The 26,741-nt window shown below is 62.8% G+C and carries 9 protein-coding genes; 6 read left to right on the top strand and 3 right to left on the bottom strand.

From position 1 onward, the window contains the following. The first annotated feature begins 4 nt into the window (after positions 1 to 4). Positions 5 to 1,390, top strand: coding sequence for an efflux transporter outer membrane subunit (locus AEQ63_RS14335; RefSeq protein WP_064363902.1), 1,386 nt, complete (start codon positions 5 to 7; stop codon positions 1,388 to 1,390). A gap of 1,031 nt (positions 1,391 to 2,421) precedes the next feature. On the opposite strand, the gene pvdP is transcribed toward AEQ63_RS14335, so the two are convergent. After that, on the bottom strand, positions 2,422 to 4,047 hold the full coding sequence (gene pvdP / locus AEQ63_RS14330; RefSeq protein ID WP_064363901.1) for a pyoverdine maturation tyrosinase PvdP: 1,626 nt from the start codon (positions 4,045 to 4,047) through the stop codon (positions 2,422 to 2,424). A 206-nt stretch (positions 4,048 to 4,253) separates the two neighbouring features. Here pvdP and pvdM point away from each other — a divergent pair, with 206 nt between their 5' ends. The 5 genes from pvdM (at position 4,254) to AEQ63_RS14305 (ending at position 12,189) form a co-directional block, all read left to right on the top strand. Continuing rightward, entirely contained in the window at positions 4,254 to 5,618 is a 1,365-nt protein-coding gene (gene pvdM, locus AEQ63_RS14325) for a pyoverdine-tailoring dipeptidase-like protein PvdM (RefSeq protein ID WP_064363900.1), read from the top strand. Beyond that, positions 5,615 to 6,901 carry a pyoverdine-tailoring periplasmic protein PvdN gene (gene pvdN / locus AEQ63_RS14320; RefSeq protein ID WP_064363899.1) on the top strand — a complete coding sequence of 429 codons (1,287 nt, stop codon included), beginning with the start codon at positions 5,615 to 5,617 and terminating at the stop codon, positions 6,899 to 6,901. Before pvdM ends, pvdN begins: the two co-directional genes overlap by 4 nt. A gap of 37 nt (positions 6,902 to 6,938) precedes the next feature. Beyond that, the gene (gene pvdO, locus AEQ63_RS14315) at positions 6,939 to 7,832 is read left to right on the top strand and encodes a dihydropyoverdine dehydrogenase (protein WP_064363898.1); all 894 of its coding nucleotides are present in this window, start codon (positions 6,939 to 6,941) and stop codon (positions 7,830 to 7,832) included. Positions 7,833 to 7,940: 108 nt separating this feature from the next. Then, a complete protein-coding gene (locus AEQ63_RS14310; RefSeq protein WP_042608389.1) occupies positions 7,941 to 9,590 on the top strand; it encodes a cyclic peptide export ABC transporter in 1,650 nt (549 codons plus the stop codon). Between the two features lie 115 nt (positions 9,591 to 9,705). Then, positions 9,706 to 12,189 (top strand): TonB-dependent siderophore receptor, encoded by a 2,484-nt coding sequence (locus tag AEQ63_RS14305; protein ID WP_173867339.1) that lies wholly within the window; start codon positions 9,706 to 9,708, stop codon positions 12,187 to 12,189. A gap of 1,216 nt (positions 12,190 to 13,405) precedes the next feature. Here the strand turns inward: AEQ63_RS14305 and AEQ63_RS14300 are convergent. Further along, entirely contained in the window at positions 13,406 to 14,362 is a 957-nt protein-coding gene (locus AEQ63_RS14300; protein ID WP_064363896.1) for an alpha/beta hydrolase, read from the bottom strand. A 64-nt stretch (positions 14,363 to 14,426) separates the two neighbouring features. Further along, on the bottom strand, positions 14,427 to 26,741 hold the full coding sequence (locus AEQ63_RS14295) for a non-ribosomal peptide synthetase (RefSeq protein ID WP_064363895.1): 12,315 nt from the start codon (positions 26,739 to 26,741) through the stop codon (positions 14,427 to 14,429).

The following is a 26,741-nucleotide window of genomic DNA, read 5'->3' as shown; positions in this document are numbered from 1 at the left end:
ACCTATGAAAGTGCGACTGACGTTTCTCGCCGCCAGCCTGTTGCTGGCGGCCTGCAGCAGCCCGGCGCCGCGCCTCGACAGCGGCGTGCAGCCACCACGCGCGTGGCAGTCCGCCGACAGCCACGGCGCGTTGCAAAGCAATCGGCAATGGTGGACGCAGTTCGGCAGCCCTGAACTGGAGCGGCTGGTGGACCAGGCGCGGCTGGGCAGCTACGACCTCGCCGCCGCGATGGCGCGGGTCCGACAGGCCCAGGCCAGCGCAACCATCGCCGGCGCGCCGCTGCTGCCGGAACTCAAGGCCGGATTGAATGCCAACCGGCAGAAACTGATCCACGGCAAGGGCTACAGCCAACTGGATGTCAGCCCGGAAAATCGTTCGCTGGATTATTACGATGCCGAGCTCAGCGCCAGTTACGAGATCGATTTCTGGGGCGGCAATCGTGCCGCGCGCGACAGTGCCGCGTTCGCTGTGCAGGCCAGCGAGTTCGACCGCGCCACCGTCGAACTGACCTTGCTCAGCGGCGTCGCCAACAGCTACACCCAGGCCCTCGCCTTGCGTGAGCAGGCGCGCATTGCCGAACTCAATCTGAAAAATGCGCAGAACGGGCTGCATCTGGTGCAGACCCGTTTCGACGCCGGCAGCGCCACCGCGCTGGAACTGGCCCAGCAGAAAAGTCTGGTGGCCGAACAACAACGTCGCCTGCCGCTGGTGCAACAACAGGCCCGCGAAGCACAGATCAGCCTCGCCGCCCTGCTCGGCCAGCCGGTGCAGGCGTTGCGGTTGCCCGAGCAATCCTTCGCCCAATTGCACTGGCCGGACATCGCCAGTGGCGTGCCGAGCGACTTGCTCAGCCGCCGCCCGGACATTGCCAGCGCTGAAGCCAGACTGGCAGCGGCGCAGGCTGATGTCACTGTTGCCCGCGCCGCGATGCTGCCAAAAATCACCCTGACCGCCAGCCTCGGCACCGGCGCCGATCTGGCCGCCGACCTGCTGCGCACGACGTTCTACAACCTGTCGACAGGACTCACCGCGCCGATCTTCAACAACGGCCGCCTCAGCGCCGAACGCGACAAGGCCAAGGCCCGCCAGGACGAACTGCTGGAATCCTATCGCGGGGCGATCATCAACGGTTTCGCCGACGTCGAAAAAGCCCTCAGCAGCATCCGTGGCCTCGACGAACAGCGGCAATGGCAAAGCGAAGAACTGACCCAGGCACAAACCGCCTTCGACATCGCCCAGAGCCGCTACCAGGCCGGCGCCGAAGACCTGCTCACCGTCCTGCAAACCCAGCGCACGCTGTATGCCGCGCAAGACCTGAACGTGCAACTGCGCCAGTCGCGGCTGCAGGCGAGCATTGCGCTGTACAAAGCGTTGGGGGGTGACTGGTAGGAGCTGACGAGTGCAACGAGGCTGCGATCTTTTGATCTTGATCCTTGAATGCAAGATCAAAAGATCGCAGCCTTCGGCAGCTCCTACACGGATATCGTGTCCACCGTGTGCAAATCCAGGGCACGCTGAATGCGGTGCTTGCGCTGTACAAAGCGCTGGGGGGGGTGGCTGGGAAGAGATCTGAGAGCGACGCGGCGACTGGACTGACGCCTTCGCGAGCAGGCTCGCTCCCACAGGGATCTGTCAGTCCGGCCAAAATACTCGCCACGCCAAATACCTCCTGTAGGAGTGAGCCTGCTCGCGAAGAGGTCGTGTCAGGCAATGATGCATTGGATGACACACCGCATTTGCGGGCAGGCTCTCAAAGTGGGTATTGGGCACTTTGAGATAGCTATCGCGAGCAGGCTCACTCCTACAAAAGCAAGAGCAAGAGCAAGAGCAAGATCAAAAGATCGCAGCCTTCGGCAGCTCCTACAGTCTCCGCGTCCACCTCTAGGTCGAGTGTCAGCTCGCCTGCGGCTTTTGATCTTGATCCTCCAGCGACGTCGGAAGGCTGAGCGGAGGGATTGATCCGGGCGTGGGAGCGCAGCGACCGTCTGGCGCAGCCAGACACAGCGGAAGGAGGTGCAGCGAAGCAAACCGGAGCCGCTGCGCCCGGATCGATCCCGCAGCGAAGGAACCCCGAGCCCGCGAGGGGCCGAACGCAGGAGCAAGCCTTTTCGGTTACCTTTTTGGCGTTTGAAAAAGGTGACCCGCCGTAAGGGCGGAACCCTAAGCAGTCGTTACCGCAGCAATGGATATGTACTCACTCAAAAAGACCCCCCCCCAAAAAAAGCCTTCGCGAGCAAGCTCCCACAGGGGTCATTCGGTCAGGCCAAAATCTTCGCCACGATAAATACCCCCTGTAGGAGTGAGCCTGCTCGCGATGGCGGTGGGTCATCCGGCATAACGGGTGACTGACACGACGTCATCGCGAGCAGGCTCACTCCTACAAGGGATTGCGATCAATTCAGAGTATGTGTTGAACCGATCTAGAGCTGTCGGCCCTTGACCTTCAGATGCCGTGCATACCACGGTCGCCGAGGGACTTTGCGGAACAGTTCGGTCATGTTGTCTTCGTCGCCGAAGGTGATGCGCAGCGCCAGTTTCATGGTTTCCGGGTCCATCTCCACCGAGCGCCCGACTTGCAGGCCGGGCACGGTACTGCAGCCGTGGGTGTCGGGGCCGAGCCAGGGGTCGGCGACTTCCACCCAGCGCCCCGGTGCAAACCACGGCACGCCATTGACTTGCAGACGGGTCACCTCACCCGGATGAAAGCGCTCGTGGGCGCGGAACCAGTCTTCCAGGCGATCATCGATCCAGCCGTGGAAACGCCAGAACACCGGGTTCACATGAGAGGAAAACGGGTCGCCGAGAAAGTCGTTTTCCGGTGCATACCAGCGCGCGGCGAAATCCGCCTGATCGCGTGCCATCGGCACCGGAATGTCGTTGGACGGATCACGCGCCACCGAAGCCCAGCGCATGTGCAGCCAGTCGTGCAGGCCCAGTTCGACCTCGGAACCGAACTGGCCGAGGGTCAATTTCGATAAATAACGCGGATCACGGTACTGCGATTCCCAGACCAGAAAATTGCTCTGGAAAGTCTCCGCCGCTTTGATGTCGCTGACCCATTTGGTGTATTCGTCATCGCCCTCGGCCAGCCAGGTCGGCGGTAGTGAGTTGCCGTCGTGATTGTCGAAATAACGGGCGAAGCCCTGTCGGTCACGTTCCAGCTCTGGCTGCGGCTGCGGGAACGCTGGCCACGACGGCAAATCCTGCATCGACCGGGCGATGCCGAGCATGTGCCGATGCATGAAGAAAAAGTCCACGCCGGAGCCATTGCGATCCTTGCGTGGGCCACGGGCATCGCGCTCCCTGTCGCGCGGCCCGGGCTGCCAGCCGATACCGCGCAGCGCTTCGCGTTTTTTCTCCGAGAGCTTGTGCCACTTGTCGCGCGTGGCGTGCCAGAGCTGATGGAACAACCGATGTTCGGGCGCCACCAGCCAGGCCAACAGTTGCGGATTGAGCCCGGTGCGTTCGCGGGCTTCGGGAAAGCGTCGCTTGATGGCGATGAACTGATTGTCCAGCTCGGGCAACGCCAACGGCCGATCCAGGCGCAAGACCTGCCCGGTGAACGTGGCGCTGCCGGCATTGCCGAATGCCGCCCAGACTTCGTCCAGTTTGACTTTGAACTCATACACCGGTGGCGCTAACGGCGCATCGGTGCGCAGCAGGCGCCAATACATCTCGGCGCCGTTGCCCGGCGCCAGATCACCGATCACTTGATAACGCGCAGGCCCCTCGGCACGCAGATTGGTACCGGTGTCGAGATAACCGCGCAGCCCACGGCCACGGTGAGCGATGTCGAGAAACAGCTCCAGGCCTTGCGCCGGCAAGCCATCGAGCCCGGCCGCCGCACCGGTAAAGCGAATGTCCCAGACCCCGCGAAGATTGTCCGCCAGTTGTTGCCCGGCGGTGTCCGCCAGATCGACCGTGGCCTCGCCCGGGGTGATCGGAAACTCCTCGCGAGTCAGTTCACGATGTGCATAAAAAGCGGCAGGCAGCGCGGCGCCCGTGAGTGCCATGCCCGCCATGAACCAGCGTCGAGAGATCGTCATTGCCCTACCTGTGTCAGCCATGAAGCAGGCTTTATCCAAGCTAGAACGTTTGCTCGACGGGGAAATTTACGCTGCCGGCAAAACATCGCGACGGCGGCGCCGGGCATTTGTAACGCCGCCTAAATTAGCCACCCGGCCACTCGTTCTTCCCAGATAGCAAAGGCCCCTGCGCCTGTACCTCGACGGCGAACCTGAATGAGATGGCAATGACAAAACCGCGTTGGAAAAAGGCTCTATTCATCGGCCTGCCACTGGCCCTGGCGATCAGCGCCGGCGCAGGATTTCTGGCCTGGGATTACTGGAACAACCCCGGCTACCCGGTGAAGGTGATGAAACAGGCGAGCGAATTGCAGGATCGCCTGCTGTCGTTCGACAGCCACATCACCGTGCCGCTGAGTTTCGGCAGCCACGACCACGAAGCCGACAAGGATGGCTCGGACCAGTTCGACCTGGTCAAGGCCAATCGCGGGCGCCTGTCCGGTGCGGCGCTGACGGTGTTCGGCTGGCCGGAAATGTGGAACGGCCCGAACGCCCCGCACCGCCCGACCGAGGGTTTTGTCGAAGAGGCGCGCAACCAGCAGGAAGTGCGCTACAAGATCATCTCCGGGATCGTTCGCGACTTCCCCAATCAGGCCGGCATCGCCTACACGCCGGATGATTTCCGCCGGCTGCACGGCGAAGGCAAGTTTGCGATTTTCATCAGCATGCTCAACGCCTACCCGCTGGGCAACGACCTGAGCAAGCTCGACCTGTGGGCCGGGCGCGGCATGCGCATGTTCGGTTTCAGTTACATCGGCAACAACAGCTGGGCCGACTCGTCGCGACCGCTGCCGTTTTTCAATGACTCGCCCGACGCCCTCAACGGGCTCTCTGATATCGGCAAACAAGCGGTGCAACGCTTGAACGATCTGGGCGTGATCATCGACGTTTCGCAGATGTCGACCAAAGCCCTTGAGCAAGTCGCCGGACTCAGCCGCACTCCGCTGGTGGCCTCGCACTCGGCGCCCCGGGCGGCCGTAGACATTCCGCGCAACCTCAGCGACAAAGAGCTGCAACTGATCAAAAACAGTGGCGGCGTGGTGCAGGTCGTCGCTTTCTCGCAGTACCTGAAACCGCTGACCCAAGGCACCCAAGACAAACTCAATGCGTTGCGTGCGCGTTTCGATCTGCCGCCGCTGCCCAATCTGGCCATGGCGCTGATGCCCGGCGATCCGATCATCACTGCCTGGTCGGAACAGAAGCTCGGCCAGTACGCCAGCGGCCTCTACGCGATCCTCGAAGAAGAACCGAAAGCCACCCTCAAGGATTTCGGCGACGCCATCGATTACACGGTGCGCAAGATCGGTATCGACCACGTCGGCATCGCTTCGGACTTCAACGATGGTGGCGGGATCAAAGGCTGGGAAAACGTCGGTGAAATTCGCAACGTCACCGCCGAACTGCTGCAGCGCGGCTACTCCGAAGCGGACATTGCCAAGCTCTGGGGCGGCAACTTCATGCGCGTCTGGGATCAGGTGCAGAAAGCCGCGAAACCGGCACTGGCGTCGCGCCAGGAGGTGGCCCGGCCATGACTGATCGCCGCACTTTTCTGAAACACGCCGGCCTGCTCGCCGCCGCCCTGCCCCTGGGCGCCAGCCTCACTGCGCCGGCGGCAATCGCTGCGCCGGCCGCTGCGCCGCGGGATAAATGGACGCAGTTGCGTCAGTTGTTCGATCAGGATCCCCAGGCGATTCACTTCGCCAATTTCCTCGTCACCTCGCACCCCAAACCGGTGCGCGAAGCCATCGAACGCTATCGCGCGGCGCTGGATCTGAATCCGGGTCTGGCGATGGATTGGGATCTGGGCGTCACCGAGAAACGCGAAGAAAACGTGCGCCACTGGGCCGGCCAGTACCTGCAAGCCAAACCGGGGCAGATCGCCCTGACCGGCAGCACCACCGAAGGTCTGGCGATGATCTACGGCAGCGTGCAGGTGCGCGAGGATCAGGAAATCCTCACCACGGTTCACGAGCATTACTCGACGCGCAACATCCTCGATTTCCGCAGCCGTCGCGACGGCACCCAGGTGCGCAAACTCAAGCTGTTCGACACCCCGCAGAGCATTTCTCTGGATCAGGTGCTCGACACGATCAACCGCAATATCCGCCCCGAGACCCGCGTGCTGGGCATGACCTGGGTGCATTCAGGCAGCGGTGTGAAGCTGCCGATCAGCGAGATCTCACATCTGGTCGACGAGCACAATCGTCAGCGCGACGACAAGGACAGGCTGATCTATGTGGTCGATGGCGTGCACGGTTTCGGCGTCGACGACCTGAGTTTCCCGCAGATGAACTGCGACTTTTTCATCGCCGGCACCCACAAGTGGATGTTCGGCCCGCGCGGCACCGGCATCGTCTGCAGCCGCACCGAAGAACTGAAATACGTCAGCCCCAGCGTGCCGACCTTCTCCGAGGCCACAGCCTTCTCGACCATCATGACCCCGGGCGGCTATCACGCCTTCGAGCATCGCTGGGCGCTGGACGAAGCCTTCAAGTTGCACCTGCAACTGGGCAAGGCCGAGGTACAGACGCGCATTCATCAGCTCAACAGCTACCTCAAGCAACGCCTGCAGGAGCACCGCAACATCGAACTGGTGACCCCGCTCGATCCGCAGTTTTCCGCCGGTTTCACCTTCTTCCGGATCAAGGACCAGGACAGCGATGCAGTGGCTGCCTGGCTGATGCAGAACCGGGTGATCTGCGACGCGGTCAGCCGCGACGTCGGGCCGGTGATTCGTACCGCGCCGGGCTTGCTCAACAGCGAAGCCGAAGTGGATCGCTTCATGAACATCCTCGGCAACAAGCTGCGCGCCTGATCCTCGACTGCCGTTTTCCCTTTCAAAGAGACGACCCATGAAAAAGCCTCACGCGTCACTCCTCTCCAAAGCCCTGCCCGCACTGGCGCTGAGCGCCCTCTGCGGCGCACTGATGCCCGGCACTGCGCTGGCGGCGACCGCGCCCGCGCCCGCGCCGGGCAAAGTGTTCAAGGACTGCAAGGACTGCCCGGAAATGGTCGTGCTGCCGACCGGCAGCTACACCATGGGCACGCCGGACGATGAAGTCGGCCGTCAGCCCGATGAAGGCCCGTTGCACACGGTGACCTTCAGCAAACCGTTCGCCATCAGCCGCTCGCAGGTGCTGGTGGGCGAATGGGACGCCTATGTCCGCGAGACCGGCAACAAGCCCTACGACTTCGATGATCGCCCCGGCCGCCGCTGCACCGCCGGCAAGCCCGAGTTCAAACAGACGCCCCGCGACCCGGCGGTGTGCATGAACGTCGCCGAGGCCCAGGGCTACATCGACTGGCTGTCGAAAAAGACCGGCCACGCCTATCGCCTGCAAAGCGAATCGATCCGCGAATATGCCGCCCGGGGCGGCAGCACCGGGCCCTTCCCGTTCTCGTTCGACGAGGGCAAGGATTACCAGATCGCCAAACACGCCAACACCTACGGCGCGGCCGACGGCTACAACTTCACCTCGCCGGCCGGCACCTTCCCGGCCAACGCGTTTGGTGTGTTCGACGCCCACGGCAACGTCTACGAATGGACCGCCGACTGCTACCACCCGGACTACTCCGGCGTGCCCGCCGACGGTCGCCCGTGGACCCAGGAAAACTGCGAGCGCCAGGTCATGCGCGGCAACGACTGGGGCGAGGCGCCGATCTTCTCCCGCTCCGGCAACCGCAACAGCAGCTGGCCGACCAGCAAGGGCGACTGGCTGGGCTTTCGCGTAGTGCGCGACCTCTGACACTGCCCTCGACGAGCGCAGCCCGTCTGCGCTCGTTTAAAGAAACTCCGCGACCATTCGTTTTCCTTAAGTACCGGCACTCCCTCCGCATCGAAGCAGGAATCCTCCATGACCAAGCCTACGCGTGGGGCGATCAACGAATTGTTCGCCCTGCTCAAGCCCTTCCGCCTGATCGTTTCGGCCTCTATCGTGCTCGGCATGCTCGGCGGCCTGAGCGTCACCGTGCTGCTGGCGACCATCAACAACGCCCTGCACTCCGATGACGGCCTGACCCGCACGGTAGTGATGATCTTCGCCGGACTCTGTGCCCTCGCCCTGCTGACGACGATCCTCTCGGACATCGGCACCAACTATGTCGGCCAGCACATCATCGCCAAACTGCGCAAAGAGCTCGGGGAGAAAGTCCTCTCGGCGCCGATCGACCAGATCGAACGCTACCGCAGCCATCGCCTGATTCCGGTGCTGACCCACGACGTCGACACCATCAGCGACTTCGCCTTCGCCTTCGCGCCGCTGGCGATCTCGATGACCGTGACCCTTGGCTGCCTCGGCTATCTGGCCATGCTGTCGTGGCCGATGTTCCTGATGATGCTGGTCGCTATCGCCATCGGCACCACCATTCAGGCGATTGCGCGGGCCAAGGGCATGCGCGGTTTCTATGCCGCCCGCGACTCCGAAGACGAACTGCAGAAGCACTACAACGCGATCGCCGAAGGCGCCAAGGAACTGCGCATCCACCGCCCGCGCCGCCAGCGCATGTTCGTCGCCGGCATTCAGAAAACCGCGGAAAAGATCTGCGACACCCAAATCAAATCGATCAACACGTTTGTCATCGCCAAGTCGTTTGGCTCGATGCTGTTCTTCGTGGTCATCGGCATGGCTCTGGCCCTGCAATCGCTGTGGCCGAGCGCCGACAAAGCGGTGATGAGCGGCTTTGTTCTGGTCCTGCTGTACATGAAGGGGCCGCTGGAACACCTGATCAGCACCCTGCCGATCATCAGCCGCGCGCAGATTGCCTTCCGCCGCATCGCCGAACTCAGCGAACAGTTCTCCTCGCCGGAGCCGCACCTGCTGCTGCAGGATCAGGGCAACAAGCCTGCCGCCGTCGAGAGCCTGGAACTGCGCAACGTGCGCTACGCCTTCCCGGCCGTGGAAGGCAGCGAACCGTTTCGCCTGGGCCCGGTAAACCTGCGCATCGAACAGGGCGACATCGTGTTCATCGTCGGTGAGAACGGCTGCGGCAAAACCACACTGATCAAATTGCTGCTGGGCCTGTATGCGCCGACCGAGGGCGAAATCCGCGTCAACGACAAGCCGATCACCGCGGTCAACCGCGATGATTACCGCCAGAACTTCACGACGATTTTCGCCGACTACTACCTGTTCGATGACCTGATTCAGGGCGATCGTGAAGTGCCACAGGATGCCACCCGCTACCTCGAGCGCCTGGAGATTGCGCACAAGGTCAGCGTGCGCGATGGCGCCTTCAGCACTACCGACCTGTCCACCGGCCAACGCAAACGCCTGGCACTGGTCAATGCCTGGCTCGAAGAGCGCCCGGTGCTGGTGTTCGATGAATGGGCCGCGGATCAGGATCCGACGTTCCGGCGGATCTTCTATACCGAGCTGCTGCCCGACCTCAAGCGTCTGGGCAAAACCATCATTGTGATTTCCCACGACGACCGTTACTTCGACGTCGCTGATCAGCTGGTGCGCATGGAGGCCGGCAAGGTCAAAAGCGAACTGCAACCCGCCTGATCGAGGCAGCCGCGAACGAGCCGGAGAAAAAACTTTTCCGGTTTGCCGCGGCTTCCTCGTCTTAATGAGATGAATAAGAACCATTAACAACTATACCTGCCAAGGTCTTAACCTCATGTCCGCATCCCGTTTCATGCTTCGCCCTCTGACTCGAGCCCTGCTGATGCACGGCGCGACCCGCACTCGCCTGGCCGGTAGCGGCCTGGGTCTGGCACTGACCCTCGCGGCGGCGCCCTATGTCCAGGCCCAGGAATGGACCCTGAACATCCCTGCCCAACCGCTGGCCCAGGCCCTGCAGACCCTCGGTCAGCAAACCAGCCTGCAAATCGTCTACAGCCCGGAGAGCCTGCAAGGCCTGCGTTCCAGCGCCCTCAACGGCCGCTATCAGGACGACGAGTCGCTCAAGGCGATGCTCAGCGGCACCGGCATCCGTTATCAGCGTGACGGCAACACCGTCACCGTGCTCGGCCCGGCCACCAGCGGCAGTGCGATGGAACTGGCCCCGACCAACGTCAACGCCAACCGCCTCGGCGCCACCACCGAGGGCAGCAACTCCTACACCACCGGCGGCGTGACCATCGGCAAGGGCGTGCACTCGCTCAAGGAAACACCGCAGTCGGTCACGGTGATGACCCGCAAGATGCTCGACGACCAGAACCTCAACACCATCGAACAGGTGATGGAGAAGACCCCGGGCATCACCGTTTACGACTCGCCCATGGGCGGCAAGTATTTCTACTCGCGCGGTTTCCGCATGACCGGCCAGTACCAGTACGACGGCGTGCCGCTGGACATCGGCAGCAGCTACGTGCAGGCGGACAGCTTCAACAGCGACATGGCCATCTATGACCGCGTGGAAATCCTTCGCGGCGCGGCCGGCATGATGAAGGGCGCGGGCGGCACCGCCGGCGGCGTCAACTTCGTGCGCAAGCGCGGCCAGGACACCCCGCACACGCAGCTGTCGCTGTCGGCGGGCACCTGGGACAACTATCGCGGCCAGGTCGACACCGGCGGCCCGCTGAACGACGCCGGCACCGTGCGTGGTCGCGCCGTCGTCACCCAGCAGACCCGGCAGTATTTCTACGATGTGGCTGAACGCCGCGACCAGATCTACTACGGCGCGCTGGACTTCGATCTCAGCCCCGACACCACCCTCGGTCTGGGCATGGCCTATGAAGACGTCGACGCCACCCCGTGCTGGGGCGGCCTGCCGCGCTACGCCGACGGCTCCGACCTGCACCTGAAACGCTCCACTTGCCTGAACACCTCGTGGAACAACCAGCGCAGCAAACGCGCCACCTACTTCGCCGACGTCAAACACCAGTTCAACGACGACTGGTCGCTGAAAGTCGCCGGTGTCTACTCGCGCAACACCCAGGACATGGAATATTCCTTCCCGAGCGGCACCGTGCCATTGGGCGCCACCGCCACCAATACGCTGATGCTCGGCAGTACCTATGACTACGACCAGCGCGATTACGGTTTCGATGCCTACGTCGACGGCAAATTCGACGCTTTCGGCCAGCAGCACGAACTGATCGTCGGCGCCAACGCCAGCCGTTCGCACAAGGATGACTTCTACGCGGTGGCGGCATTGCCACAGCGCCAGAACGTCTTCAACCCGAACCACAACATCCCGCAGCCGGATGAAAGCTACTACCTGGCCAACGCCTCCCGTGGCGGCCCGGTGGACATGCACATCAAGCAATACGGCGCTTACTCGATCGCCCGCCTGAAACTCGCCGACCCGATGACACTGGTGCTGGGCAGCCGGGTCAGCTGGTACAAATCCGACACTGATTCGGTGCAGTACTTCCGCGGCGAAGGCACCGACGTCAACACCAAGTCCACCGAAACCGGCCAGGTCACGCCGTTCGCCGGCCTGCTCTACGACCTCAACGACAACCTGACCGCCTACGCCAGCTACACCGACATCTTCACCCCGCAAGGCTCGTACAAGACCATCGACGGCAGCACGCTGAAACCGCTGATTGGCCAGAGCTACGAACTGGGGATCAAGGGTGAGTGGTTCGATGGTCGTTTGAACACCACGTTCAACCTGTTCCGCACCATTCAGAAAGATGCGGCCCAGGATGACCTGCGTTGCGAAGACAGTTCGTGCCAGATCAACTCGGGCAAGGTCCGCGCCCAGGGCTTTGAAGCTGAAGTCAGCGGTGAAGTGATCGAGCGCCTGCAATTGCTGGCCGGTTATACCTACACCCAGACCAAGGTGCTGGAAGATGCCGATGCCACTCAGGATGGCGCGGTCTACAACTCTTACGTGCCGCGTCACCTGTTGCGCGTATGGGGTGATTACGCCCTGAGCGGGCCGCTGGATCGGGTGACGATTGGTGCGGGTGTCAATGCGCAGACGGGCACCTACCGGGTTTCGCCTCTGGGCGGGGACAATGTCGATGGCGCGGGTTATGCGGTCTGGAACGGTCGCATTGGTTATCGGATTGATGACACCTGGTCGGTGGCGTTGAACGGCAACAACCTGTTTGACAAGCGTTATTACGCGACCATCGGGACCGAGGGGTTCGGTAACTTCTACGGCGAACCGCGGAATTTTGTGATGTCGGTGAAGGCTGATTTCTGATTGGTCTTAGTTGTGTGGAAGCCCCGCTTTGGCGGGGCTTTTTGTTTTTTGGGATTGGGGGCATATCCGTTGCTGCGGTGAAGGCTACTTAGGGTTCCGCCCTTACGGCGGGTCACTTTTTCCAAACGCCGAAAAAGTAACCAAAAAGGCTTTGCCCCGGCGTACGGCCCGCTCGCTGGGGCTCGGGGTACCTTCGTTACGGGACCGATCCGGGCGCAGCGGCTCCGGTTGGCTTCGCTGCACCTACACTCGCTGTGTACGACTGCGTCGTACGGTCGCTGCGCTCCCACGCCCGGATCGATCCCGTAACGAAGCCTGCCGAAGGGGCAAAAGATCAAAAGCCAGAGCAAAAGCAGAAGCAGAAGCAAAAGCCAGATCAAAAGCCCCTCACCCTAGCCCTCTCCCAGAGGGAGAGGGGACTAAACCGGGTTGCACATGCGAAGTACGGCGACCTGAGATACCGAGTCGAATGCAAATATGCAGAAATCAAAAGCCCCTCACCCTAACCCTCTCCCCGAGGGAGAGGGGACTAAACCGGGTTATACATGCGAAGTACGGCGACCTGAGATACCGAGTCGAATGCAAATATGCAGAAATCAAAAGCCCCTCACCCTAACCCTCTCTCCGAGGGAGAGGGGACTAAACCGGGTTATACATGCGAAGTACGGCGACCTGAGATACCGAGTCGAATGCAAATATGCAGAAATCAAAAGCCCCTCACCCTAGCCCTCTCCCGGAGGGAGAGGGGACTGACCGAGGTGTTTGGGCAAGGTACGCCGACTTGCGATACCGAGTCGAATGCAGATTCTGAAAAGCCCGCAAATCGGCTCCCTCTCCCTCGGGAGAGGGCTGGGGTGAGGGGCGAATCCAACACAGATCCAAAGCACACCACACGCTTTTCACCACTCAACAATGAGCGTTAGCTCGAGTGCTCTTGATCTTGATCCACGGGCGACGTCGGAAGGCTGAGTGGAGGGATTGATCCGGGGGTGGGAGCGCAGCGACCGTTTGGCGCAGCCAAACACAGCGAGTGTAGGTGCAGCGGAGCAAACCGGAGCCGCTGCGCCCGGATCGATCCCGCAGCGAAGGGACCCGAGCCTGCGAGGGCCGAACGCAGGAGCAAGCCTTTTTGGTTACTTTTTCGGCGTTTGGAAAAAGTGACCCGCCGTAAGGGCGGAACCGTAATCAGCACCCCCCGCAGCAACGGATATGCACACTAAACCAGAACCCGCGCAAGCGCCCCACCAACCCTCGAATAAACCTCCAAAACCCCAGGCACCACCGACCCCAACCGCAACAAATCATGGGTCAACCCGGCACAAACCTCGACCTCGACCTCAACCCCCTGCCCACGCAGCCTGTCGACATAAGCCTGCCCCTCATCCAGCAACGGATCAAACCCGGCCAATACCACAATGGCCGGCGCAACCCCGCGCAAATCCTCCGCCAGCAACGGCGAAAAACGCCAATCCAGATAATCCTCCGGCCCACGCGCATAGTGCTGATAAAACCAGTCCAGCGTGTCGTTCTCCAGCAAATACCCCTCGCCAAACAACAGCCGCGAATCATGCACTCGCGAAGCGTCGGTCACCGGATAACACAACAACTGCGCCTTGGGTGCGATGGCCACCGTGTGCGGCTGCCGCACCGCCTGAATCGCCAGCACCGTCGCCAGCGTGGCGCCCGCGCTGTCGCCGCCAAAGGCTACCCGCGAACAATCCAGGCCGAGGCTCACAGCCTGTTCGGCCAGCCACGCCAACGCGTCCTCGCCATCCTCCAGCGCCGTCGGAAAGCGATGCTCCGGCGCCAGCCGATAACCGACCGAGAGCACCGCACACGGCGTGCGCTGGCAAAACTCACGGCAGACACCGTCGTGGGAATCCAGACTGCCGACCACAAACCCGCCACCGTGGAAATACACCAGCACCGGCAGCGGCGACTCAACGCCGTTGGGCCGATACAAACGCAAGGCCAGTGCCGCGCCGTCCCGGGCCAATGTTTCGATCTCGGTGACTTCAAGGTCCTGCGGCGCCGGCCAGCGCAACTGCGCGGTGGTCTGTTCGAATGTGCCGCGGGCCTCGCTCGGGGTCAGTTGGTGCATGGCCGGCAGGCCGGCGTCCTGGCTGTCTTGAGCCAGGTCGAGAAACGCTTCCAGATCAGGGTGCAACGACATCGATAAGATCCTTTATCCGCAAAAAACCGGGCGCGCCTCGGCAGCGCCCGCACAAAAAGAGCGATCAACCCGCCCGTGCCATGCAGTGCTCGATCAACGCTTCAAGCTCACGCTGGTAATCGCTCATCAGCGCATCCATGGTGCCGGCGCGGTAACGCTGGTTGCTGTAGATGCAGCGCAAGGCCAGTTGCCCGTCATAGACCTGGCCGACGATTTCCAGCCAGTTGCCCAGGTTCGCCTTGAGGCTGTAGTTGTCGCCGGTTTCTTCCAGTGCCGGCACCAGCAACGCCTGTTCATCGAAGCTCTGGTCGAACTGCCCGAGGTAGTTGAACGTCACCCGCGCCTGCGGCAAACCGGCGAGTTGCGCGCAGATGTCCGGGCCGGCCAGATGACGCAGCACGCCGTAGCCGATGCCCTTCTGCGGTACACCTGCCAGTTGCGCCTGCACATCGATGATCGACCGGCCGATGTCGTCACTGTCCGGGCGCAAACGCACCGGGAACATGCTGGTGAACCAGCCGAGGCTGCGGCTCAGGTCGATCGATTCGAAGAGGTCTTCGCGACCGTGCCCTTCAAGCAGAATCAGCGCCGACGGTTGCTGGCTCCAGCGGCACAGGGCGCGGCTGAGCGCTGACAGCAGCAGGTCGTTGATCTGCGTGCCGTACACCGCCGGGGCCTGTTTGAGCAGTTGTTCGGTGTGCTCGCGGGACAGCTTGAGCCGCGCCTGCGCCTGTTGCCGCACGAGGTTCTTGCCGCGCGGGTTGTCGCACGGCAGATCAACGCCGGGCTGATCCAGTTGCTCCAGCCAATAGCTCAATTCCTGCTCGGCAATCACCGGCGCCTGCGCCTGCAATGCCTCGGCAAACGAACGATAACTGCTGGTGCGAATCGGCAGTTGCGGCGCCAGCCCCTGCACGCACGCCTCATAAGCGACTTTCAGATCGTCGAGCAGAATCCGCCACGACACGGTGTCGACCACCAAGTGATGAATCACCACCAGCAAGCGTGCCTGACCGTCCGGCAAGGCCACATGCATGACCCGCCAGACCGGTCCGTCATCAAGTTTGAGGCTGCGCTGCGCAAGGTTGGCCAGGGCTTCGACCTCGTCGCTGTTCTGCGCTTCACGGCGCCACAGCACAGCCTCGTCGGATGCGCTGGTGCTGTAGCGCTGCAACCAGCGCCCGCCGTCCTTGGAAAAGCGCAAACGCAGCGAATCGTGATGTTGTTCGATCAAGCCCAGTGCCTGTTCCAGGGCATCGAGATCCAGTGGCTGACGTGCGCTGAGCAGCAACGACTGGTTGTAGTGATGCGCCTCGGCCATGCCTTCGGCGAAGAACCATTCCTGGATCGGCAACAGATTGAACGCGCCTTCTGCGGCCACCTGGGTCAGGTCCGGCAGCGCTTGCCCAGCGCCCTCCTTCGCCACTTGCTGCTCGACGATGCCGGCGATGGTCTGATAGCGCATCAGATCACGCAGCTTCAGCTCCATCTGCAGGGTCGGATGGTTTCTCACCCGCGAGATCACTTGCAGGCTGAGGATCGAGTCGCCGCCCAGTTCAAAGAAGTTGTCGCTGATACCCACCTGCTCGACCTGCAGCACCTGCGCCCAGATTTGCGCCAGCAGGCTTTCCTGCTCAGTGCGCGGGGCAAGGTATTCGTCGCTTTTGAATTGCGGTTCAGGCAGCGCCTTGCGATCGAGCTTACCGTTGGGCGTGACCGGGAATGCGCTGAGGCAGACGATCTGCGCCGGCACCATGTATTCCGGCAGCGAGGCGCGCAGCCCGGCCTTGAGTTCATCGCCGAGGTCTTCACCGCTGGCGGTGACCACGTAACCGATCAGTTGCTTGCCGGACGCATTGTCCCGAGCGATGACCAAAGCATCACTGACCGTTGGTAATTGACGCAGGCTGGCCTCGACTTCGCCCAGCTCGATACGGAAGCCGCGCACCTTGACCTGATGGTCGATGCGCCCGACGTAATCGACCACACCGTCCGGGCGACGGCGCACCAGATCGCCGCTGCGGTACAGGCGTTCGCCCGGGGCAAACGGGTTGGGCACGAAGCGCTCGGCGCTCAGATCGGGGCGCCCGTAATAACCGCGAGCAATACCGTAACCGCCGATGTACAACTCACCGGCAAAACCTGGCGGCAGCGGATTCAGATCGTCGTCGAGCACGTACAGCGAACGCGCACCGACGGCGCGACCGATCGGCGCGTACGCCGCTTCGCAATGCTGGCTGATGGCGACTTTCCAGAGCATCGGCGTGACCACGGTTTCGGTCGGGCCATAACCGTTGGTGAAGTACTGCGGACGCAACGCCGCTTTCACCTGTTCGAAGGTTTGCTCCGGCACCGCGTCGCCACCGAAGCAGTAGATGCGTACCGCTGGCGGCGCGATGCCGCTGGCTGCCGCGTACTCGGCCAGTTGCTTGAGGTAGGCCGGCGGGAAGCAGGCGATGGTCACGCCGTAATCGTGCAGGGCCTGATAGGTCTGCTCCGGGGTCCATAGGCAACCGTCGCGGATCACCAGGCGACCGCCGCTGTACAAAGTACTCAGCCAGCGTTCATGGGCGCCGTCGAAAGCGAACGACATGAAGTGCAGCTCGCAACTGCTGGCGTCCATTTCATACAACTCGGCGATGGCCTGGCAGTGCATGCTCAGCGGGCCCTGGGTGACGGCCACGCCTTTCGGCCGCCCGGTGGAACCGGAGGTGTAAACCAGATAGGCCAGGCTCTGCTCATGAACATCGCAAACCGGAGCAGCGTCGCTGTAGAGGCTGCGGTCGAGCTGATCGATTTCCAGACGCAGCACGCCCTGCGGCGTCGGAATCGTCGCGCGCAGGCTGGTTTGCGTCAGCAGCAAAGCCATGCGCGAATCTTCGATCATGTAGGCCAGGCGCTCTGGCGGATAATCGATATCCAGCGGCACGTACGCGGCGCCGCTCTTGAGCACGGCAAGGAAGCTCACCAGCATTTCCAGCGAACGCGGCAACGCCACGCCGATCACCACTTCCGGCCCGGCACCGTGGGCGATCAGGCACTGCGCCAGTCGGTTGGCCTGACGTTCAAGTTCGGCGTAGCTCAGGCTTTCGCCAGCGCATTGCACGGCGATCGCGTCGGGTTGCTGTTGCGCATGGCGACTGATCAGCTCCGGCAGCAACTGCGGCGCGTGGCGGTGGGAAGGCTCGGCACTCCAGGCCTGCGCCGCGTGCCATTGTTCGGCGGACAGACGCTGCAGATTACCCAATCGCTCATACGGCGCGGCCATCATCGCCGCGAGGGTGTTTTCCAGAGTCAGGCGAATGCCTTGCACCGCTTCGGCGCTGAAGTGGCTGCGCAGGTACAGGTATTCGATCGACAGCTCGTCGCCGAGCATCACCGCAAGGTCCATCGGCACGTTGGTCACGCCATGGCCGATGGATTTGCCGAAGGTCAGCTCGGTGTCGGTTTCTTCCTGCAAGCGCTCGTCGATCGGGAAGTTCTCGAACACGACAATGCTGTCGAACAGCGCCTGACCACCGAGGTTCGACCAGCGCTGCACATCCGCCAGCGGTGCCTGCGAATAGTCGCGAATGTCGAGGTTGTAGGCCTGCACTTCGCCCAGCCAGTCGGCCAGACGCTGATCGGCCTGTGGGGTCTGAATGATCGGCAAGGTGTTGATGAACAGGCCGAGCATGTTGCCGACATTCGGCAGACTTTCCGGACGCCCCGACACCGTGGCGCCGAAGGTCACCGTTTGCTGGCCGGTGTAGCGCTGCAACAGCAGCAACCACGCGCCCTGGATCAGCGTGTTGGGGGTGATGCGCAGGTCGCGGCAGAACTCCAGCAGACGCGCGGTTTGCGCCTTGTCCCAATTCGAATAGAGCGCATCGTGGCCGGTAACGTCGGCGCTGTGGCGCGGGTGCATGGCCTGACTCAGCGCGGTCGGTTCGTTGACCACCGCCAGACGTGCTTTCCAGAACAGCTCCTGGGCGTCCTGATCCTGTGCCTGCAACCAGGCAATGAAGTCGCGATAGCGGCCATTTTCGCCAGTCACCTGGCCCGTGGAGTAATACTGCAAAACCTCGCCGAACAGCCGCGAACTGCTCCACCCGTCCATCAGAATATGGTGGCTGGTCCAGATCATCTGGTACTGCTGCTCGCCCAGATGCAACAGGGTCACGCGCTGCAAACGCGCTTCGGACAAATCAAAACCCAATGCGCGGTCGGCGCTGGCGAAATCGGCAATCGCCGCCTCGCTGCAGTCCTGCCCACGCCAATCGAGCACCTGCATCTGCAGCGACGCATGGCGATGCACGACCTGCAACGGCTTGGCCAACCCATCCTGCCAATGGAAACTGGTGCGCAGGATCGCCTGCCGGACGATGACGAATTCCCAGGCCCGGCGGAAACGCTCCACGTCGAGACCCTTGATCGGCAGGCTGACCTGTTGCACGTAAAGGCTGCTGCCGTTATCCGACAGCGTATGGAACAGCATGCCTTCCTGCATCGGCGACAGCGGGTAGACGTCTTCGATCAGCTCCGCCGGCACCGGCAAGGCATCGAGCTGCGCTTGATCCAGCTGCGCCAACGGGTAATCGGCAGCGCTGGCAGATTGCGCGTCTTCAAGCGAAACCACTGCGGCCAGTTTCTGCACCGTCTGCTGCTGGAACAGGTCCTTGGGGGTGAAGCAAATGCCCTGCTGCCGCGCGCGGCTGACCAGTTGAATCGAGATGATCGAATCGCCGCCGAGGGCGAAGAAATTGTCGGTCACGCCGACCCGCTCGATCTTCAGAATGTCCTGCCAGACCTCAGTCAGTTGCTGCTCCAGCGGCGTCGACGGTGCCACGTAATCGCGTTGCGCCTGAATGGCATCCGCTGCCGGCAAGGCCTTGCGATCGAGTTTGCCGTTGGGTGTCAGCGGCAATTGCTCGAGGAACAGCCACTGCGCCGGCACCATGTAGTCCGGCAGATGCGCCTTTAGCGCGGTTTGCAACTCAGCACTCAGCGCGTCCAGTTGCGCGAGGCTTTGATCGGCTTCGGCCGGCACCACATAAGCCACCAGTTGCTGGCCGCCAACGCCGTCCACCGCCAGCACCACGCCTTCGCGCACGCTGGCCTGGGCCAGCAGACGCGCTTCGATTTCCCCCAGTTCGATACGGAAGCCGCGCACCTTGACCTGATGGTCGATGCGGCCGACGTATTCGATTCGGCCGTCATCCAGCCAGCGCGTCAGGTCGCCAGTGCGGTACATGCGCTCGCCGTTGCTCGCCAACGGATTGGGCACGAAGCGCTCGGCGGTCAGGCCCGGGCGCAACAGATAGCCACGGGTGATGCCGTCGCCGGCCAGATACAGCTCCGCGGCGATGCCGATTGGGGCTGCCTGCAATTGCTCGTCGAGCAGGTATGCAGTGGTGTTGCGCAATGGCCGGCCGATGTTGGCCTGACCGCCGAGTTCGCGGCGCGTCCAGGTCGAATACGTGGTGTCTTCGGAAGGCCCGTACAGATCGTAGACGTGGGCGACCGAGGTCTCGCGGTACAGCGTGTCGACCAGCGCCTGCTTCAGCGGCTCGCCCGCCAGATTGATGATGCGTACGCCCGGCGGGATCTGGCCAATGCGTTGCAGCGCGGCAATCGCCGACGGCACGGTGTTGATCAGGCGCACCTGATCACGCTCGGGCAAGTCCGGCAGTTCCAGGGCATTGCGTGCCATGACGACGGATCCGCCACGTGCCAGGGTGACGAAAATCTCCCACACTGACAGGTCGAAGCACACTGACGTCGAGGCCAGCACGCCTTGCAGGTCGTCTTCGCTGTAGACCTCGGCGGACCAGTGAATCAGTGCCTGCACGTTGCGATGGGCGATGGCCACGCCTTTCGGTTTACCGGTGGAACCGGAGGTATAGATCACATAGGCAAGATTGGCCGAGTCAGCGCGCGCCGGCAGGTTGTCCGGTGCCTGCGCGGCAAACGCCTCGCCGCCGGCCTCGACCAGCACCACCTGCGCTTCGGTGGACGGCAATTGCGCCAGCAACGCTTGCTGGGTCAACAGGACTTTCGCCTGGCTGTCGTCGAGCATGTAGGCCACGCGGTCGGCCGGGTAGTCAGGGTCCAGCGGCACATAGGTGCCCCCGGCCTTGAGCACTGCCATCAGGGCGATCACCAGTTCCGCCGAACGCGGCAGTGCCACGCCGACGCGCACCTCGGCCGTCACGCCGAGCGTCAACAGATGTCGGGCCAACTGGTTTGCACGCCGATTCAGTTCGCCGTAGCTCAAGGCCACGCCGGCATGACTCAACGCCAGTGCCTGCGGATGTGCCGCCACCCGCGCTTCAAAGCTCTGCGAGATCAGGCGCTCGGCCAGATAAGCCGCGTGATTGTCGTTCCACTGCGCCAGCGTCTGACGCTCGGCCAGCGGCAGCAGACCGATCTCGCCGAGTGCCCGCTGCGGGGCCTGGATAAATTGCTCGAGCACTTCGCGCAAATGCCCGGCCAGACCGAGCACGCTGCGTTCGGCAAAGTGCTCGGTGAGGTAGTTGAAATCGAGGTTGAGCACTTCGCTGGCGCCGGCGATCAGGGTCAGACCGTAGTTGGTCTGCTCGCGATGTTCCAGGCCGGAGAAACGCAGCCCGCCCGGATTGGCCTCCAGCGCTTCGGAGACCGGGTAGTTCTCGAACACCAGCAAGGTGTCGAACAACGCCTCGCCGCTCAAAGCGGCCAGACGCTGAATGTCCTGCAGCGGCGTCTGTTCGTAATCGCGTAGCAGCAGGTTCTTGTCCTGCACGCTGCGCACCCAGTCACCCACGCTGAGGGTGGCCTGCGGGCTGGCGATCACCGGCAAGGTGTTGATGAACAGCCCCAGTTGTTCCTCGATGCCCGGCAGCTCCACCGGACGCCCGGACACGGTGGCGCCAAACGCCACGGTGGCCTGACCGGTGTAGCGTTGCAACACCAGCAGCCATGCCGCCTGCACCAGACTGTTGAGCGTTACCTGTTGCTGGCGGGAGAAGTTGTTCAGACGCTGAGTGAACGCTTCGTCGAAGTGCAGACGATGCATCTGCTTGCCCGGCCCCGGCACGGTGCGTCCGTGGCAGGCCGACGCCAGGCGGGTCGGCTCGTCGAGTTCGGCCAATTGCCCGCGCCAGAAATCCTGCGCAGCCGCCTTGTCCTGGCCCTGCAGCCACACCAGAAAGTCCCGATAGCGGCCCTGCGCGCTCGGCACTGGCTGGCCGGCGTAATCCTGCAGCACTTCGCCGAACATCCGCGAGTTGCTCCAGCCATCCATGAGGATATGGTGGCAGGTGAAAATCAGCCGATGGCGATCGTCGGCGGTGCGCAGCAGGCACAGGCGCAACAACGGTGGATTCTGCAGATCGAAGCCGCGTTCACGGTCAGCCTGCGCCCGTGCTTCAAGCACCGCCGACAGATCGGCGACATCGCGCACATCGATTTCCGGCATTTCCAGGGTCAGTTGGCGGTTGATCACCTGCAACGGCGCGTCGAGGCCATCGCGGCCCCAGATGAAACCGGCGCGCAGCACTTCATGGCGATCGACCACGCGCTGCCAGGCTTGCTGGAACCGCACGACGTCGAGGCCGTCGATGTCCAGCAGCATCTGATAGACGTAGGCGCTGGCGTCCGCGTCGTACAGGCTGTGGAACAGAATGCCTTGCTGCATCGGCGCCAGCGGATAGATGTCCTCGATGCGCTGGGCGGCGATCGGCAGGCTGTCCAGATGCGCCTGGGACAAACCGGCCAGCGGCACGTCGGACGGCGTGAGGCCGCCCGAGTGGCTGAGACAGTGGTCGATCAACTCGCTCAGCGCCACTTCGTAAGCGCGGGCCAGAGCGGCAATGGTCGCCTCTTCGAAGACGTCGCTGCTGTAGGTCCAGGTCAGGCTCAACTGGCCCTGATAAACCCGGCCATCGATGGTCAGCCAATTGGCCATCGGCGCGTTTTCGTCCTGACCGGCGCCCTTGTCTTCGGTGGCCGGCCGCCACAAAGCGTCTTCGTCGAAGTTGTTATCGAACTGGCCGAGGTAGTTGAACGTCACCTGCGGTTGCGCCAGTTCATGCAACGCCGCTTGTGCGTCGGGCGTGCCGAGATAACGCAGCAAACCGTAGCCGATGCCCTTGTTGGGGATCGCGCGCAGTTGTTCCTTGATGCCTTTGATCGAGGTTTGCAGACTGGCGTTTGGCGTCAGGCGCACCGGGAACATGCTGGTGAACCAGCCCACGGTGCGGCTCAGGTCGATGTCGTCGAAGAGGTCTTCGCGGCCGTGCCCTTCGAGCTGCACCAGCGCGCTGTCGCTGGCGGTCCACTCACACAACACTCGCGCCAGTGCGGTCAGCAGCAGGTCGTTGACCTGGGTGCGGTAGACCGCCGGGGCCTGTTGCAGCAACTGGCGAGTCCGTTCGGCGTCCAGCCGGGTGTCGACGCTGCGCTCGAAGCGGTTGTTCAACTGGCCCTGCGGATTGTCCAGCGGTAAACCGAGCGGCGCGTCGCGCAACTGCTCGCGCCAGTAGGCCAGTTCACTGTCCAGCGCCGCGCTGCGCGCATGCTCTTGCAGGCGCGAGCCCCAGTCTTTGAACGCGCTGGTCTTCGCCGGCAGGTGCACGCTCTGTCCGCTGCTGATCTGCTGATAGGCGCTTTGCAGGTCTTCCAGCAGGATTCGCCACGACACGCCGTCGACCACCAGGTGATGGATGACCAACAGCAGACGCTGACTGGCGTCCGGCAAGTCGACCAGCGCCGCGCGGATCAGCGGGCCGTTTTGCAGGTCGAGGCTGCGCTGCAGGTCCAGGCACAGCGCTGGCAAGGCCGCGCTGTCGTCCAGCGTGAAAGTGCGCAACAACGCTTGTGGCTGATCCGCCGCGCCATGGCTTTGCTGCCAGCCCTGTTCGGTTTGGCGATAACGCAGACGCAAGGCGTCGTGCTGTTTTTGCACTTGTGCCAAGGCCTGTTGCAGCGCAGCGGCTTGCAGGGTTTTTGCCGGGGTCAGCAGGATCGACTGGTTCCAGTGATGGCGCGCCGGGATGTCGCTGTGGAAGAAGTAATGCTGGATCGGCGTCAGCGGCGCGTCGCCGAGCACCTCGCCCTGCTCCGTTTGCACGGCGTCGCTCTGTTGCGCGACGGTGGCCAGACGCTGCACGGTCTGGTGCTGGAAAATGTCCTTGGGCGTGAAGCGAATGCCGGCCTGCCGCGCGCGACTGACTACCTGAATCGAGATGATCGAATCACCGCCCAGCTCGAAGAAGTTGTCGTGCAGCCCTACCCGTTCGACCTTGAGCACGTCTTGCCAGATCTCGGCCAGACGCTGTTCCAGTTCACTGCGCGGTGCGGCGTACGCCTCCTGCACCTGGGCGACGTCCGGCTGCGGCAGCTGCTTGCGATCGAGTTTGCCGTTGGCGGTCAGTGGCAGCAGTTCAAGGAACGCCCAACTGACCGGGACCATGTAATCCGGCAGGGTTTCGCGCAGGTGCGCCTTGATCGAATCGCGCAGGGCGCCCTGCTCGTCCGCGTTCACTGCCTCGACGGGCACGACCCAGGTTGCCAGTTGCTGGCCGCTGAGGCCGTCCACCGCCAGCACCACCGCTTCGCGCACCTGCGGATGCTTGAGCAGTTGCGCTTCGATTTCGCCCAGTTCGATGCGGAAGCCACGGATCTTCACTTGGTGGTCGATACGGCCGATGTACTCGATCACCCCGTCGCCGCGCAGCCGTGCAAGGTCGCCGGTACGGTACAGGCGCTCGCCTGCCTTGCGATTGAACGGGTCGGGCACGAAGCGGGTGGCGCTCATGCCGGACTGATTCAGATAACCACGGGCCAGACCGGCACCGGCGATGTACAACTCGCCGATGCAGCCTTGCGGCACCAGGTTGAGCGAGCCATCGAGCAAGTACCACGACAGGTCGACAATCGGCGCGCCAATCGGGCTGCTGTGGTTGCTGTGCAGATCCGCCAGCGACAACGGCCGGTAAGTGACGTGCACGGTCGTTTCGGTGATGCCGTACATGTTGATCAGCGTCGGCGCGCGGTCGCCAAAACGTTCGAACCACGGGCGCAGGTTCTGCACTTCCAGCGCCTCGCCACCGAACACCACGTAACGCAGGGCATTACTGCGCGCAGAGTCACAGGCGACCTGCATCAACGGCTTGAATGCCGACGGCGTCTGGTTCAACACCGTGACATTTTCATCGCAGAGCAGCGTGTAGAAATCCTCCGGCGAACGGCTGACGTCGTGAGGCACGACCACCAGTTTGCCGCCATACAACAGCGCGCCGAAAATCTCCCACACCGAAAAGTCGAACGCGTAGGAATGGAACAGCGTCCAGCTGTCCTGCGGGCCGAAATCGAACCACTGCTCGGTGGCGCTGAACAGGCGCATGACGTTGCCGTGCGGCAGCAACGCGCCTTTGGGTTTGCCGGTGGAACCGGAGGTGTAGATGACGTAGGCCAGATTGTCCGGCGTGATCAGGCATGGCGGGTTGCTTTCGATGCTGTGTTCCGGCGCCTGATCCAGATCGAGGCAGACCAGCCCCGGCGGAATCGGCAACTGCCCGAGCAAATGTCCCTGGGTCAACAGCAATTGAATGCCGCTGTCGTCGATCATGTAGCTCAAGCGATCATCCGGGTAGCTCGGGTCCAGCGGCACATAGGCACCGCCGGCCTTCAGCACCGCGAGAATGGCGACGATCATGTCCAGCGAACGCTCCACCGCAACGCCGACGCGCACGTCCCCGCCCACACCCCGCTCGATCAGCGTATGCGCCCATTGGTTGGCGCGGCGATTGAGTTCAGCGTAGGTCAGGCATTGCCCGGCAAAGGTCACGGCCACCGCGTCGGCATGCCGCGCGGCCTGGGCTTCGATGGCTTGCTGGATGCACTGGGTCAGCGGTTGTTCGACCCGCGGCGGATTCCATTGCGCCAATAGCTGTTGCTGCTGGCCGGCGTCGAGTATCGGCAATTGGCCGATGCGCTGGGTCGGCTCGGCGACGATCGCCTGCAACAGCGCAGTCCAGTGTTGCGCAAGGCGCTCGATAGTCGCCGCGTCGAACAGGTCGGTGGCGTACTTGAGTACCGCTTCGATGCCGTGGGCCTGTTCGGTGGTGTTGAGGGTCAGGTCGAATTGCGCGGTCTGGCTCTGCCATTCCAGCGGCGCGATGTTCAGACCGTTCAGGCGCGTCGCAACGCTCGCACGGCGCTCGGCCTGGTGGTTGAACATGACCTGGAACAGCGGATTGTGACTGAGGCTGCGGCCCGGCTCCAGCGCTTCGACCAGTTGCTCGAAGGGCAAGTCCTGATGCGCCTGCGCCTCCTGCGCGGTCTGTTTGACCTGACGCAGCAGCTCAACAAATGGCAGCTCTGCGTCGACATCCGCCTTGAGCACCTGGGTATTGACGAAGAAGCCGATCAGGCGCTCGATTTCCACCCGGCCACGGTTGGCCACCGGCACGCCGACACGGATATCGCTTTGCCCGCTGTAGCGATGCAACAAGGCGTGAAACGAAGCCAGCAGCAACACGAACAGCGTGACGTTTTCCTGCCGGGCGAAGGCCTTGAGGGCATTGCTCAGCACCGGGTCAAGAATCAGGTTATGGCTGGCGCCGGCGAAGCTCTGCTCGACCGCGCGCGGGCGATCCAGCGGCAGCTCCAGCACCGGCTGTTCACCGCCGAGTTTTTCCTGCCAGTAGGCCAGTTGGCGCTCCTGCTCCCCGGCTTCCATCCACTGGCGCTGCCACAAGGCGTAATCAGCGTACTGGATCGGCAGCGCGGGCAGACCGGCGTCGTGACCGAGGTTGAAACCGGCGTAGAGCTGCACCAGTTCCTCGATCATCACTTGCAGCGACCAGCCATCGGAAACGATGTGGTGCAGGGTCAGCACCAGCACATGCTCAGCGGGGCTGACCTGGAGCAGCGCGGCACGCAGCAACGGGCCGTGCTGCAGGTCGAAAGTCTTCTGGCTCTGGGTCTGGACGAAGGCCTGGATCGAGCTGTCCGGGTCGTTCGCCAGATCAGCGCTCAGGTGATGGATCTCCAACGCAAAAGGTCCTGCGGGCAGGACCACTTGCAAGGGTTGTGCACTGTCTTGAGTGAATACCGTGCGCAAGGTTTCGTGGCGTTCGATCAGCGCCGCGATGCTGCGTTCCAGTGCCGGCACATCCAGCGGCCCCTGCAAGCGCAGGGCCGTCGGAATGTTGTAGGCCGCGCTGTGCGGTGCCCACTGCCAGAGGAACCACTGGCGCTGCTGAGCGTAGGACAGCAGCAACGGCTCTTCAGCCGTGCGCTTGAAAACCGGGGCAATGTCAAAGAGGTTGACGCCTTTCTGCTTGAGCAGAACCGCCAGAGCCTTTCTTTGCTTAGCCGAAAGTTGTCCTACCGACTCGATTAACTCTTGCAC

Source organism: Pseudomonas sp. RIT-PI-o, from assembly GCF_001297215.1.
Classification (GTDB): domain Bacteria; phylum Pseudomonadota; class Gammaproteobacteria; order Pseudomonadales; family Pseudomonadaceae; genus Aquipseudomonas; species Aquipseudomonas moraviensis_A.
Note: the sequence above shows the minus strand (reverse complement) of the source record. Positions and strands in the feature narration are given on the sequence as shown.